The following is a 12,308-nucleotide window of genomic DNA, read 5'->3' as shown; positions in this document are numbered from 1 at the left end:
GCGATCAATCGTTACGAGCACGCTAGGTCGGATGACAGGCCCGTCAGGATGGAGTGACATCAACCGGCGCGCCGTGCCCCGCAGCAACCGCAACGACAACTTCATCGACAAAAGCTTCACGGTGATGGCGGACTTAATCGTCAAACTGCTGCCGATTAATGCCCGTTCGAAAGAGGCCTACGTCTATTACCGCGACGGACTATCCGCCCAAAATGATGGCGACTACGCCGAAGCACTCGAAAACTACGACGAGGCCCTAAAGCTTGAAACAGACCCCACCGACCGCGGTGAAACCCTCAAGAACATGGCGATTATTTACATGTCGAACGGTGAGGAGGAACGGGCGATCGAGACGTACCAAAAAGCTTTAGATGAAAACCCAAAACAACCCTCATGCCTCAAAAACATGGGACTGATCTTTGAAAAATGGGGCCGAATCGCTGAAGAAAGTGGTCAACAAGATGATGCAGATCGCTGGTTTGACCAGGCTGCAGACGTCTGGACTCAAGCGGTACGTCTCAATCCAGGCGGTTACCTCGATATCGAAAATTGGTTGAAATCCACCGGTCGCAGCAATGTCGACGTGTACTTCTAGTGAACTAATTCGGCTCAGTCCGCACCTCATCACCGAGCGCTAAAACAAGCGCCTCGGTGACATTGGCGGCCTCAAGCAAGGCCAGATCCAACCCGGAGGCTAATGCCCCTAAACCACTACCGGATGGGACGACTGCGCGTCGAAACCCCAGCCGAGCCGCTTCTTGCAAACGCAGCTCAAGTTGACCGACCGGCCTGAGTTGCCCTCCTAACCCGAGTTCTCCGATCAACACGGTCCCCGGGGGGAGTGTGAGGTCTCGAAAACTTGCCACCACCGCAGCTGCCACTCCAAGGTCGGCAGCTGGCTCCTCCACATCCAGCCCTCCAGCTACAGCGAGGTAGCAATCGAAACGGGACAGGGGAATGCCCATGTGCTTCTCCAACACCGCCAAGATCTGGTGCAAACGATTGGTGCCGATGCCCGTAGCTGTTCGGCGCGGACTGGCATAGCTGGTGACGTTCACCAACGCCTGAAGATCCACTACCAGGGAGCGGGTACCCTCACAGGCCACGATGGTCGCAACCCCTGATGCACGGGCATCACTGAGGAAAAGCTCACTGGGGTTGCCCACTTCTGCCAAGCCGCCGGCCTGCATTTCAAACAGGCCTAATTCATGGGTGGCACCAAAACGATTTTTCACAGCACGCAGCAGTCGATGGCTGGCAAATCGGTCACCTTCAAAGGTGAGCACCGCATCCACCAAGTGCTCAAGCACCTTGGGGCCCGCCAACATCCCCTCTTTGGTCACATGTCCCACGAGGAGGAGAGCCGTGTTCTGGCGCTTGGCCAAACGCTGAAGTGATGCGGCACATTCCCGCACCTGTCCCACAGATCCAGGGGCGCTCGTGAGGTTGGGGTCATGCAACGCCTGGATGCTGTCAATGATCGCGACCGCCGGTCGAAGCGCTTCAAGCTCCTCCAAAACCAAGTCGAGATCCGTCTCGGCCAGCAATTGCAAATCGGAGGTCTCCCCCGCCAGTCGCTGCCATCGCAATTTCACTTGCTGCGCAGATTCCTCTGCACTCACGTAGAGAACAGAGCTGTGGGCCGCCATGGCCGAAGCGCTCTGCAAAAGAAGGGTGCTTTTGCCAATACCAGGATCACCCCCCACAAGAACGAGTGAACCGGGCACCAAACCGCTCCCCAACACCCGATCGAACTCAGAAGAGCCCGTCGGCAAACGCTGCAGCGGTTGATCGTCCAACGAGGCCATTGCCGTCGAGCGTCGGGGCGAAGGAGCATCCTTCTGGTCTGGAGCAGCACGGCGGCGGCGGCCATCGGTGGATGGCTGTGATTGCTCAACAAGGGAATTCCAACTCCCGCACTCAGGACAACGTCCAAAGAACTGTCGAGCCTTAGCGCCACAGGCCTGGCAGACAAAAATGGCGGTGGGCTTAGGCAATGCGAACTGTGAAGAAAGTTGCTGTTACGTGAATTAAAGGGGGGCTTCTCTTTTAAGTGTGACGAGACCCACGCTGCGCCACAGGCTTCATGACGGCCACGGCTCCCTCCAAGGAAACAATTCTCGTGGTCGATGACGAGGCCTCGATCAGACGGATTCTGGAAACCAGGCTCTCGATGATCGGGTACAACGTCGTGACCGCTTGCGACGGCACTGAGGCTCTGGAGTTGTTCCCCAACTGCATGCCGGATCTCGTGGTGCTCGACGTGATGATGCCAAAGCTGGATGGCTATGGCGTCTGCCAAGAGCTCCGCAAGGAATCGGATGTTCCGATCGTGATGCTGACAGCCCTGGGCGATGTCGCCGACCGGATCACCGGACTGGAGCTCGGCGCTGACGATTACGTGGTGAAACCATTCAGCCCGAAGGAGCTGGAAGCACGGATCCGCTGCGTTCTTCGCAGGGTGGAGAAGGAGGCCATTGCAGGGATACCCAACTCTGGTGTGATCCAGGTCTCCGACCTACGCATCGACACCAACAAACGCCAAGTGTTCCGCAACGATGAGCGCATCCGGCTCACAGGCATGGAATTCAGCCTGCTGGAATTGCTGGTCTCGCGTTCCGGAGAACCGTTTAACCGTGGGGAAATTCTGAAAGAAGTGTGGGGTTACACCCCAGAACGCCACGTTGATACTCGTGTGGTTGATGTTCATATCTCCCGGCTTCGTTCCAAACTGGAAGATGATCCTGCTAACCCTGAGTTAATCCTCACGGCTCGCGGTACCGGCTACCTGTTCCAGCGCATCATCGACTCCGTTGCTTCCGAAGGACCCTGATCCCTCCCAGGCCCCCGAGCCCAGGAGTAAAAGCACAAGGCCGCGGGCAATCCGCCGTCTTGTGATTTGGTACCGGCGGAATTCCGCCGTGACCACAATTGTTGATAGTGCGGCCAGCTCAGCGTCTGCAGCCGGAACCGTTGCAGGCACTGTTGTGTCTGGTGCTGGCACCGTTGCCAGCAGTGTTCTGCAGCCCCTGGTTTTTGATCCTCTGCGCCGCCTGCAGGGTGGGAATGACGAAGACGAGATCAAAGATGAAGATCGCCTGTGGGTTGCCGTCGATGGGATGGGTGGCGATGACGCACCAGGCCCCATTCTCGAGGGGTGTCTCCAAGCGATTGAGCGCCTGCCCTTAAAAATTCGATTTGTTGGCGAGCAGGATCGGGTGCGAGCTGCTGCTGCCGACCTAGAACTCGAAGCCATTCTGGAAAAAGCTCAAGCATCAGGCCACTTGGAGTTAGTGCCCAGCGGCCCTTCCATTGGCATGGATGACGAAGCGACAGCCGTTCGTCGAAAACGCGACGCAAGCATCAATGTGGCGATGGACCTGGTGAAGCAAGGTCGTGCCACAGCCGTCTACTCGGCTGGCAACTCAGGAGCAGTGATGGCCTCTGCGATCTTCCGTCTTGGACGACTCAAAGGAATCGACCGGCCGGCCATTGGTGCCTTGTTTCCCACCAAAGATCCCGGACAGCCCGTGCTTGTGCTCGATGTGGGGGCCAACATGGATTGCAAACCGACGTACCTACATCAGTTCGCCCTGCTGGGAAACATCTACAGCCGAGATGTCCTTCAGGTGGAACAGCCAAGGGTTGGTCTCCTCAACATTGGAGAAGAAGAATGCAAAGGCAACGAACTCTCCTTAAAAACCTTCGAACTGCTTAAGGAAGAGTCCAGACTTCACTTCGCTGGCAATTGCGAAGGCCGCGATGTGTTGTCGGGTGAATTTGATGTGGTGGTTTGCGATGGGTTTACCGGCAATGTGCTCCTGAAATTCCTGGAGTCGGTGGGCAGCGTTTTGCTCGGGGTCCTGCGGTCAGAACTTCCTCGAGGACGTCGGGGCAAGGTTGGGTCAGCGTTTCTCATCAGCAACCTGAAACGCATCAAAAAACGCCTTGATCACGCCGAACACGGTGGTGCTCTTCTCTTGGGAGTGAACGGGATCGCCGTGATCGGGCACGGAAGCAGCAAAGCTCTTTCTGTCGTGAGTGCCCTACGCATCGCCCACTCCGCCGCAAGCCATGGCGTTATGGATGATCTGGCTGCATTGCAGAGCGGCTGTGATTGACTGACGCCAACTTGGATCCCATCGCTTTGGTCGAGCCGCTCCACAACACCAGCGGTGTGTTGCTCCGGGGATGCGGGAGTGCCACACCAACCCGATCGATCAGCAATGACGAATTGGGCAAACGCGTGGACACCAACGATGCATGGATCCGCAGCCGAACTGGCATTGCCGCCCGTCGGGTCGTAGGTGCCGAAGAATCTTTAGGAGAGCTGAGTGGTTTAGCGGCAGAGCGAGCCCTGGAGATGGCGGGCTGGAAAGCGGACAGCCTCGACTTGATCGTTCTTGCCACCTCAACCCCTGACGATCTTTTCGGTTCCGCCCCGCGTCTGCAAGCCCGCATTGGAGCTATCAATGCCGTGGCCTTTGATCTCACCGCTGCCTGCAGTGGTTTTCTGTTTGGCCTCGTCACCGCAGCTCAGTACATCCGCAGCGGTGCCATGCGCCGCATCTTGGTCGTCGGTGCTGATCAACTCAGCCGTTGGGTGGACTGGGATGACCGTCGTTCTTGTGTGCTCTTCGGGGATGCCGCCGGAGCCCTTGTGATCGAGGCATCGAACGACGGAAAAGACGATCTAGAAGGATTTTTATTGCGATCCGACGGAAGTCGTGGAGCGGTCTTACAACTCCCACAGGTGACAGAACGACGCGAACTGATCGGCGATGCCAGTCATCAACGCGGAGGATTTGAACCGATCCAAATGAACGGCCAAGAGGTCTACAAATTCGCTGTTCGAGAAGTGCCGGCGATTCTGGCGTCGCTGCTGAACAGCACTGGGACCAGCCCAGAAAGCATCGACTGGTTGTTGTTACATCAAGCCAACCAACGCATCCTCGACGCCGTCGCGGAGCGTTTCAAGATTCCAAACGAACAGGTCCTCAGCAACCTCGCCTTTTACGGCAACACCTCTGCTGCAACCATTCCACTGATGCTGGATGAGGCGGTACGAGATGGTCGAATCCAACCGGGGCATCGCATCGCCAGCAGTGGCTTCGGTGCAGGATTGAGTTGGGGAGCAGCGCTTCTCCGATGGAGCGGGCCCGCCTAACCTCCGGCACTATCTGCGTTAATCAACGATGGCAATCGCCTGGGTGTTCCCTGGCCAGGGCTCGCAGAAAGTGGGCATGGCCGATCCCCTTCTCAGCATGAGCGGGGCTAATGAACGGTTCAGCCAGGCTTCAGAGCTGCTCGGACGCGATCTACTCGCCATCTGCCAGGGAGAAAGTGGCCGTGGAGAGGGTCCAGATGACCTCAACGACACCCGGAATACTCAACCGGCTCTCTTTGTCATCGAGTCACTTCTGGTCGACAATTTGATCCAGCAGGGCAGAGATGCCTCTTTGGTGGCCGGTCACAGCCTGGGAGAGCTCGTGGCTCTCTATGCGGCAGGGGCCTTCAACTTGGAGACAGGTCTCCAACTCATGAAGGTGCGTTCCGAGCTCATGGCTGGAGCTGGTGGAGGCGCAATGACAGCGGTCATTGGTTTTGACCGCAGTCAGCTTGAAGAGCTTGTGCGAGCAACGGACGGTGTGAGCATCGCGAATGACAACAGCGACGCCCAAGTGGTGATTTCTGGTCGTCCTGATGCGGTCGCCGCGGTAAGCGATCAACTCACCTGCAAACGTGCCATCCCCCTCGCGGTGTCGGGAGCCTTCCACTCGCCGTTCATGGCAGAAGCCGCTCACCAATTCTCAGTCACCCTGGATGCCATGGCCTTCCATGACACGCGCATCCCGGTGTTGAGCAACTGCGACCCCAGTGCCTCCAACACAGGGGTGGATCTGAAGGAACGGCTCAAGCAACAGATGACCACAGGCGTGCGCTGGCGGGAAACCATGGTTGCCATGACCGAACAGGGCGTCGACAGCCTGGTGGAAATCGGCCCTGGCAACGTGCTCAGCGGCTTGGCGAAACGAAGCATGGCGGGCGTCACTACAGCGCAAATCAGTTCATCAGGTGATCTCGGCCAATGAGCAACAGCGTCCAGATCATCTCCACCGCACCATCGCCAAGCCTCACCTATCGGCTGGTGAGCGGACTCTTGGTTTTCCCAATTTTTCGGGGGCTTTTCCGAGGATCAACCCAGGGCAATGAAAATGTTCCAAAGCAGGGTGCTCTCGTGGTGGCAGCCAACCATGGTTCCCATCTTGATCCGCCAATCCTTGGGCATGCCCTAGGGCGACCCGTGGCTTTTATGGCCAAAGCTGAATTGTTCGATGTGCCGTTGCTTGGACGGCTGATTCGAGCCCTCGGGGCGTACCCCGTCCGAAGGGGTGCCAGCGACAGGGAGGCCATTCGAACCGCAACGGCCACCCTGGAGGCAGGTTGGGCGACTGGGGTGTTCCTTGACGGCACCCGACAAGCCAATGGACGGGTGAACGCCCCATTACCCGGGGCTGCCCTACTCGCTGCTCGCAGCGGAGCTCCACTGCTGCCGGTCGCGATTCTCAACAGCCATCGTGCCCTCGGTAGCCGTCAATTTTGGCCACGCCTCGTTCCGATTCAGTTGCTGATCGGCACGCCTATTCCGCCTCCAGTCAGCCGGCGTCGTGCTGATCTCGACGCAACAACCGCGCTCCTCCAAGAACGGATCAACGCGCTTCTGGACCAAGGTTTGCAGCATCCCTGAGATCACGGCCAGTGATCACCCAAGCCATCGCTCGGAGCCAGTCGCTGATCTGCTTTATACGGCCCTCCTCATCACAATCCGGGGAACAAGCCACCGGCACACCAGTGAGGTGAATCCCACGACTGCCTGCGACGACCTGACCCACCGCCATTGAACGGGCCAGATGGTCTTCGCTCGTAACGAGCAACACATGTTGAATACCGTCGCTCTGTAGCTCGTCGACGAGGGACGTGAAGTTACTGAGGGTGTCGCGAGCGCGGTAGTCGAGGGTGACCCGCTCAGGGTTCAAGCGCTCCTCCTGCAATAGCCAGGTGGCATATTCCCGATTACTGCCTCCACTCACCAATAAGGGCAAATCCAACTGCCGCGCTAAACGCGCTCCCATCCGTTCTCGATCCACATCACCACCCAAAACCAGGACCATCTGAGGTGCGCTGCGATTCAGCAAAGCGCGGCGATACGGGGCCATCGGGCCAGGACCGAGCAACCAAACCGTTAGGGCAACCCCCAAGACCATGCCTGTTTTGAGGCCTGCCATTAGACCTGGCCGACGGGTGAGGTGGGATAAATCGGCAACACCTCCGACCATGGCATTGCCTTGCCAGCCAGATGGGCGCAGCGCAAAAGCTCCAATAAGCGCAGAACATCGGCGTGCACGTCCTCCGCGGCCTCAACGATTGGGCCCAACGAGCGTCCCTTCGCTACCAGATGGGGCTCCTCCAATTCGTTGACATCATTGGCATCGAGGCAATAACAACCGGCCACTAAGCCTCGTCGCGGCAGCTCCCGAGCAATCCAAAACGGTTGACCGCGTTGATCTACGGGTAACTGGTTGTGAAGGCGTGGTGCCATTAACGCAAAGCTGCTGATGCCTAAAAGCGGACAGCGCAACTGTTCCGCCAGAGTTCTGGCCATCACCACCGACAAACGCGTTCCGGTAAACCCACCGGGTCCAGTCGCAACGGCCAGACCGCTGAGTTGGGTCCAACGCTCCCGCGGAAGCATCGCCGACACTCGGGTGATCAGGGTGTTGGACAAACCACGACCGTCATCGAACACCTGCACGGCGGAGGGCTCGGACGACGACATCGGATCGTGCACTGCGACACCAAATCGCTCTGTGGAGCTGTGCAACGCCATCAAAAGGGAGTTACCACTCATGTAGGCACCACCTCACCAGGTCGTAGACGCTGCCAGCGGCCGGCGTCAGCCTCAAAGCTGTCGCAAGCCCTGACATCCCACTCAACCCCCACCTGGCCATCGGGTAGATCCACCACAGAAATATGAATTTTGGGAGCTTTCGGTTCCAGGTCTGGTTCAGCAGAAAGATGGGCAACGCCATGCTGACGCTCGACTGCGTGATAGGCCTGACAACGGTCGACCCAGCGGCAATCCACGCAGATGCACATGCCTCCCGATGTCGGCAGAGATTTCATTCTGATGGCTGATGCTGCTCCCGACGAGCAGGCACGGCTCCTGCTGAAACAGCTCGATCCAGACGCCTGGCCGATCTCCATCGACCAGCTGCCTGAAGGCACAGCTTTGGTGGGCGGGGCTGTACGGGATGCATTGCTTGGTCGACACAACCCACATCCCGATCTTGATCTCGTGGTGCGCAGCGATGCTCTACGACACTCCGCACGTCTTGCGAAGATTTTCGGGGGCAAACATGTGGTGCTGGATGAGCAGAGAGACATCGCCCGTCTCGTTCTCAACGGATGGACCATCGATGTAGCCCGACAGGAGGGTGATGGCCTTGAAGACGACCTGTGGAGGCGTGATTACAGCATTAATGCCATTGCACTCCCACTCCAGCCGATGGCCTCGCTATGCGACCCAACGGGAGGCTTAGGGGATCTCAAGCAGGGACGCTTGCGCGCTGTCCGCGAACAGAACCTGATCGACGACCCACTACGCCTCCTCCGCGGCCTGCGGTTTCTGGCGGAGATCCCCCTAGTGCTCGATGCCCAAACGGGGGAGTGGATCCAGCGTCATCACCAAGCTTTAGGGCAGTCCGCCCCTGAACGCATCCTGGCTGAACTGCAACGGCTCGTAAAAGGCCCCCATGCCGACCAAGCCCTTCACCTCCTGGAGCAGTGGCCATTGCTCCAACCATGGGCCACAACATCACAAACAGTCGCTTCGTACGACACAACGCTGTTGAACGCCGAAGAGGCGACTAATGCCCTTCCCCTGGCTCGCTTAACAAAGCTCATCAGCGACGACGGCCTCAAGCGGCTCAAGGCCAGCAAAATCCTGCAACAGCGCTGTGCACGACTGCGCCACTGGGGTCTGCAAGCGAAACAGCAACCGGAGGCCTTACCGGAACAGGAACGACTCCAACTGCATCTGGAGCTCGAAGGCGATCTTGCCGCTTTGATCCTTGATCTACCGAAGGAGCTGCAGCCGCAATGGCTGAAACGCTGGCGTGATCCAAGCGATCCGTTGTTTCACCCCACCATGCCCCTTGATGGAGGCAGCCTTCAAAAGGAACTGGGGTTGTCGGCTGGACCAACCATGGGGAAAGTGCTCGCCCAACTTCGCCTTGAGCGAGCCTTTGGACGGATCCAGACTCGCGACGAAGCACTCAAAACGGCCCATCGCCTATGCGCCGAAATCGAGGCGGTCTGTGATTAACTTTGCATGTGTCAATGATGACAATCGGACACCGACAGATCGCCTCCCCTCCTTCATGAGCATCCGCCTTTACATCGGCAATTTGCCGCAAACCTTTGAAGAACAGGAGCTTGCGGCTCTTTTGAAAGGCATTGGAGAAGGGATCCGGTTTAAGTCGGTGCTTGATCGAGACACCGGAAGCTGCCGTGGTTTTGGCTTCGCCAACGTTGACGACCCCAAGGTTGCCGATGCAGTGATCGAGCAACTCAATGGAAAGGAGTTTGGCGGCAGCACCCTTCGTGTTGAGCGTTCCGAACGCCGCGAATCTGGTGGCAATAACCGTCGTGGCGGAGCTCCCGCTCCCATGGGTGCAGGGCAACCTCAAGTGGCACGGAAAACCGTTAACAAGGTGGTTCACAGCGATGCTCCTGGAGAAGGCGCACCCGACCCACGCTGGGCCGGAGAACTCTCCAAGTTGAAAGATTTACTTGGCAATCAGAAAACAGCCGTTTGAATCAATCAAAAACGCACTTAAGCCCTGTCAGGAAAACCCTGACAGGGTTTTTTATTGGAATTTCTATTGATCGATTTAGCGAAATTGTGCCAATGCATAGGAACGAGGTAAGTCAAGCAATTTATTCACCTTGCCGACGTAAGCACGTCGATTAAAGACGTCGTAATCGATGCGCTCAATGGCATCTAAGATGCCTCGATACAACCTCAAAGATGTCCACACGGGCCAGCGGGCATCCCCCGAAAGCCAGCGCACCCCGGACTCAGACCGAGTAAACCATTCTCTTGCCCGTTCAAGCTGGAAAGCCATTAATTCACGCCAAGCTTCATTCAGTCTCCCAGCCATCAAATCGGATTCTGAATAACCGAAGCGATCTAAATCTTCTTGAGGAAGATAAATACGACCACGGCCACGATCTTCACCAACATCTCGAAGAATATTCGTGAGCTGGTTTGCGATCCCCAAGGCAACCGCCGCATCCGAGGTGTCTGGACTGTCACTCCACGGAGCAGAGGTATAGGCCTGATCCACACCCATCACACCTTGGGTCATCAAACCCACCGTCCCCGCGACGCGATAGCAATACAACTTCAGATCTTCAAACGTGGGATATCGCGTCCACGTGAGATCCATACGTTGACCCTCGATCATGTCTAAGTAGGGCTGAATATCTTGCGGAAATCGCTCCAGCGTGTGTGCCATCACGGCATCGAGATCATTGGAAACATGACCATTAAAAAGATCTCGCGTTTGTTGCTCCCAATGATCCAAGCGCTCAGCTAGTTCCTCTACAGAACGTGATTGTGCTTCGGCACTGTCCATTAGTTCATCGGTGCGGCGACACCAGACGTAAATCGCCCAGATCGCCCGACGTTTTTCAAGAGGCAACAGCAGCGTTCCGAGATAAAACGTTTTTGCCCACTCAGCTGTCTCGCGACGACACGCTTCAAAAGCTTCGTCTAGATCCGTGGCCATAGATGCGATTGGCATCGCTTCAGGCTGTCACAGGCTCGCCAACGGAAGACGACTTGGACAATTGATCTGTCTTGGCATCAACCGCACCGGCACAAAGCTTGCCGCTCAGAACAGCACCTTCCATCGAGGCCAGATAGCGCTGCATTGTGTAATCGCCAGCCAAAAAGAAATTTTTAATTGGCGTCGTTTGATCTGGACGAAGCTGCTGACAGCCAGGAGTAGTTTTATAAACTGATAATGGAGTTTTAACGACCTTAGATTTACGCAACTTTGCTGGATTATCCCCACCAAAGTGCATTGGGAATAGCTTTAGAAGCTCTCCCATTGTGGCTTCAATAATATCTTCATCACTACGGCTGATCCAGTCCTTGGCAGGTGCAAAAACGAGCTCCAACATTGATCGGTCAGGATCTTCGTACTCCTTACAAGCGATGCTCATGTCGGCATAGACACTGAGCAACGGCGACCGGCTAAAGAGCAAGTGATCGATGTCCGTGAGCTTGCGGTCAAACCACATATGAATGTTGATCACGGGCACACCACGAAGACCCTCAAGCTTTTGGAAAACATCCATTTGCTTCCAAGGCTCGGGTAACAACAATTTGAAAGGATCAACGGGTAGCGCGCTGACATAAGCATCAGCCACGAGATCAAACCCTTCCTTTCCTTTCACTCCACCAATTTGAAAGGCTGCGACGCTTCCATCGTCGTTCAATTTGATTTCACGAAGAGGACAATCCAAGTGAACCTCTCCACCGAGAGATTCGATGTGCTCAACCACTGGTTGACACAGACGTTCTGGAGGGGCTCCATCGAGAAAAGCCATGCGTGAACCGTTTTTCTCTTGCAAAAAGCGATTCAATGCTGTGAGCAGAACCGTGGCAGAGATTTCACCTGGGTCGATGAAATTCAATGCCTTACTCATCGCAATGAAAACCTCGTCATTGACCCGCTCAGGGATGTTGTGCAAACGAAGCCATTCAGTCCATGAGTACTGATCGCACTGCTCCACATATCCCTGCCCCCTCAGCATGGCTGGGACTAACCCCAGACCAAAGCTGATCTTTTCTGGCCAAGTGAGCATGTCGTTGTTGCCCAGAATCGCCGCAACACCATTCACTGGCGCGGGCAAGTCGGGAAAGTCGAAGCGGCTGTAGGTACCGGGCTCTTCAGGCTGGTTGAAGATCATTGAGTGGCTTTTCCACTGCAGCCGGTCCTCGATGTCCAATTCCTTGAACAACTGCAGCATGTTTGGGTAAGCACCAAAAAAGATGTGCAACCCGGTTTCGTACCAGTCGCCATCTTCATCCTTCCAGGCAGCCACTTTCCCGCCAAGAACATCACGGGATTCCACCAAAATTGGAGTGTGGCCAGCGTCCGCCAAATATTTTGCGCAAGACAAACCCGCAAGTCCTGCTCCGGCGATAGCGACGCGCATGCGGATAGCTGAATAGT

14 protein-coding genes are annotated in these 12,308 nt (G+C 56.5%); 8 read left to right on the top strand and 6 right to left on the bottom strand.

The window, feature by feature from the left end; all coding sequences use genetic code 11:
• Nucleotides 1-31 precede the first annotated feature (31 nt).
• Nucleotides 32-595, top strand: coding sequence for a photosystem I assembly protein Ycf3 (locus SYNCC9902_RS01500; protein ID WP_011359140.1), 564 nt, complete (start codon nucleotides 32-34; stop codon nucleotides 593-595).
• A gap of 4 nt (nucleotides 596-599) precedes the next feature.
• Here the strand turns inward: SYNCC9902_RS01500 and radA are convergent, their stop codons facing one another.
• Nucleotides 600-1,997, bottom strand: a complete 1,398-nt coding sequence (radA, locus tag SYNCC9902_RS01495; RefSeq protein ID WP_011359139.1) for a DNA repair protein RadA — start codon at nucleotides 1,995-1,997, stop codon at nucleotides 600-602.
• A gap of 89 nt (nucleotides 1,998-2,086) precedes the next feature.
• Between radA and rpaB the strand changes: the two genes are divergently transcribed.
• From rpaB to SYNCC9902_RS01470, 5 genes are read left to right on the top strand one after another with little or no spacing between them, the layout of a single operon-like run.
• On the top strand, nucleotides 2,087-2,833 hold the full coding sequence (gene rpaB, locus SYNCC9902_RS01490) for a response regulator transcription factor RpaB (RefSeq protein WP_009788247.1): 747 nt from the start codon (nucleotides 2,087-2,089) through the stop codon (nucleotides 2,831-2,833).
• The gene (plsX, locus tag SYNCC9902_RS01485; RefSeq protein ID WP_011359138.1) at nucleotides 2,814-4,121 is read left to right on the top strand and encodes a phosphate acyltransferase PlsX; all 1,308 of its coding nucleotides are present in this window, start codon (nucleotides 2,814-2,816) and stop codon (nucleotides 4,119-4,121) included. Before rpaB ends, plsX begins: the two co-directional genes overlap by 20 nt.
• Nucleotides 4,118-5,167, top strand: a complete 1,050-nt coding sequence (locus SYNCC9902_RS01480) for a beta-ketoacyl-ACP synthase III (RefSeq protein WP_011359137.1) — start codon at nucleotides 4,118-4,120, stop codon at nucleotides 5,165-5,167. Before plsX ends, SYNCC9902_RS01480 begins: the two co-directional genes overlap by 4 nt.
• 28 nt (nucleotides 5,168-5,195) lie before the next feature.
• On the top strand, nucleotides 5,196-6,092 hold the full coding sequence (fabD, locus tag SYNCC9902_RS01475; RefSeq protein ID WP_011359136.1) for an ACP S-malonyltransferase: 897 nt from the start codon (nucleotides 5,196-5,198) through the stop codon (nucleotides 6,090-6,092).
• Nucleotides 6,089-6,748 (top strand): lysophospholipid acyltransferase family protein, encoded by a 660-nt coding sequence (locus tag SYNCC9902_RS01470; RefSeq protein ID WP_011359135.1) that lies wholly within the window; start codon nucleotides 6,089-6,091, stop codon nucleotides 6,746-6,748. Before fabD ends, SYNCC9902_RS01470 begins: the two co-directional genes overlap by 4 nt.
• Here SYNCC9902_RS01470 and SYNCC9902_RS01465 read toward each other — a convergent pair.
• The 3 genes from SYNCC9902_RS01465 to SYNCC9902_RS01455 are packed head-to-tail and all read right to left on the bottom strand — an operon-like array spanning nucleotide 6,711 to nucleotide 8,157.
• Nucleotides 6,711-7,286 carry a YdcF family protein gene (locus SYNCC9902_RS01465; RefSeq protein WP_011359134.1) on the bottom strand — a complete coding sequence of 192 codons (576 nt, stop codon included), beginning with the start codon at nucleotides 7,284-7,286 and terminating at the stop codon, nucleotides 6,711-6,713. The genes SYNCC9902_RS01470 and SYNCC9902_RS01465 overlap by 38 nt on opposite strands.
• Nucleotides 7,286-7,909: a tRNA (adenosine(37)-N6)-threonylcarbamoyltransferase complex dimerization subunit type 1 TsaB gene (tsaB, locus tag SYNCC9902_RS01460; protein ID WP_011359133.1), complete on the bottom strand. Its 624-nt coding sequence runs from the start codon at nucleotides 7,907-7,909 to the stop codon at nucleotides 7,286-7,288. Before tsaB ends, SYNCC9902_RS01465 begins: the two co-directional genes overlap by 1 nt.
• Nucleotides 7,906-8,157: a Ycf34 family protein gene (locus SYNCC9902_RS01455; protein WP_011359132.1), complete on the bottom strand. Its 252-nt coding sequence runs from the start codon at nucleotides 8,155-8,157 to the stop codon at nucleotides 7,906-7,908. Before SYNCC9902_RS01455 ends, tsaB begins: the two co-directional genes overlap by 4 nt.
• Before the next feature lie 31 nt (nucleotides 8,158-8,188).
• Between SYNCC9902_RS01455 and SYNCC9902_RS01450 the strand changes: the two genes are divergently transcribed.
• Together SYNCC9902_RS01450 and SYNCC9902_RS01445 are read left to right on the top strand one after the other, a co-directional pair.
• Nucleotides 8,189-9,385 (top strand): tRNA nucleotidyltransferase, encoded by a 1,197-nt coding sequence (locus tag SYNCC9902_RS01450; RefSeq protein WP_011359131.1) that lies wholly within the window; start codon nucleotides 8,189-8,191, stop codon nucleotides 9,383-9,385.
• A 55-nt stretch (nucleotides 9,386-9,440) separates the two neighbouring features.
• Entirely contained in the window at nucleotides 9,441-9,878 is a 438-nt protein-coding gene (locus SYNCC9902_RS01445; protein WP_009788255.1) for an RNA recognition motif domain-containing protein, read from the top strand.
• Nucleotides 9,879-9,953: 75 nt separating this feature from the next.
• Here the strand turns inward: SYNCC9902_RS01445 and SYNCC9902_RS01440 are convergent, their stop codons facing one another.
• Both SYNCC9902_RS01440 and pds read right to left on the bottom strand, forming a co-directional pair.
• Complete coding sequence (locus tag SYNCC9902_RS01440) at nucleotides 9,954-10,868, bottom strand: phytoene synthase (protein ID WP_011359130.1); 915 nt, start codon at nucleotides 10,866-10,868, stop codon at nucleotides 9,954-9,956.
• A gap of 4 nt (nucleotides 10,869-10,872) precedes the next feature.
• The gene (pds, locus tag SYNCC9902_RS01435) at nucleotides 10,873-12,291 is read right to left on the bottom strand and encodes a 15-cis-phytoene desaturase (RefSeq protein ID WP_011359129.1); all 1,419 of its coding nucleotides are present in this window, start codon (nucleotides 12,289-12,291) and stop codon (nucleotides 10,873-10,875) included.
• Nucleotides 12,292-12,308 lie beyond the last annotated feature (17 nt).

Origin of the sequence: Synechococcus sp. CC9902 (genome assembly GCF_000012505.1) — a bacterium.
Classification (GTDB): domain Bacteria; phylum Cyanobacteriota; class Cyanobacteriia; order PCC-6307; family Cyanobiaceae; genus Parasynechococcus.
This window is presented reverse-complemented; position numbering and strand designations above follow the sequence as displayed.

Bases quoted from the DNA above. Each gene is read 5' to 3' on its own strand.
- SYNCC9902_RS01500 (WP_011359140.1), top strand. From the start codon at position 32: ATGACAGGCCCGTCAGGATGGAGTGACATCAACCGGCGCGCCGTGCCC.
- rpaB (WP_009788247.1), top strand. From the start codon at position 2,087: ATGACGGCCACGGCTCCCTCCAAGGAAACAATTCTCGTGGTCGATGAC.
- fabD (WP_011359136.1), top strand. From the start codon at position 5,196: ATGGCAATCGCCTGGGTGTTCCCTGGCCAGGGCTCGCAGAAAGTGGGC.
- SYNCC9902_RS01470 (WP_011359135.1), top strand. From the start codon at position 6,089: ATGAGCAACAGCGTCCAGATCATCTCCACCGCACCATCGCCAAGCCTC.
- SYNCC9902_RS01465 (WP_011359134.1), bottom strand. From the start codon at position 7,286: ATGGCAGGCCTCAAAACAGGCATGGTCTTGGGGGTTGCCCTAACGGTT.
- tsaB (WP_011359133.1), bottom strand. From the start codon at position 7,909: ATGAGTGGTAACTCCCTTTTGATGGCGTTGCACAGCTCCACAGAGCGA.
- SYNCC9902_RS01455 (WP_011359132.1), bottom strand. From the start codon at position 8,157: ATGTGCATCTGCGTGGATTGCCGCTGGGTCGACCGTTGTCAGGCCTAT.
- SYNCC9902_RS01450 (WP_011359131.1), top strand. From the start codon at position 8,189: ATGGCTGATGCTGCTCCCGACGAGCAGGCACGGCTCCTGCTGAAACAG.
- SYNCC9902_RS01445 (WP_009788255.1), top strand. From the start codon at position 9,441: ATGAGCATCCGCCTTTACATCGGCAATTTGCCGCAAACCTTTGAAGAA.
- SYNCC9902_RS01440 (WP_011359130.1), bottom strand. From the start codon at position 10,868: ATGCCAATCGCATCTATGGCCACGGATCTAGACGAAGCTTTTGAAGCG.
- pds (WP_011359129.1), bottom strand. From the start codon at position 12,291: ATGCGCGTCGCTATCGCCGGAGCAGGACTTGCGGGTTTGTCTTGCGCA.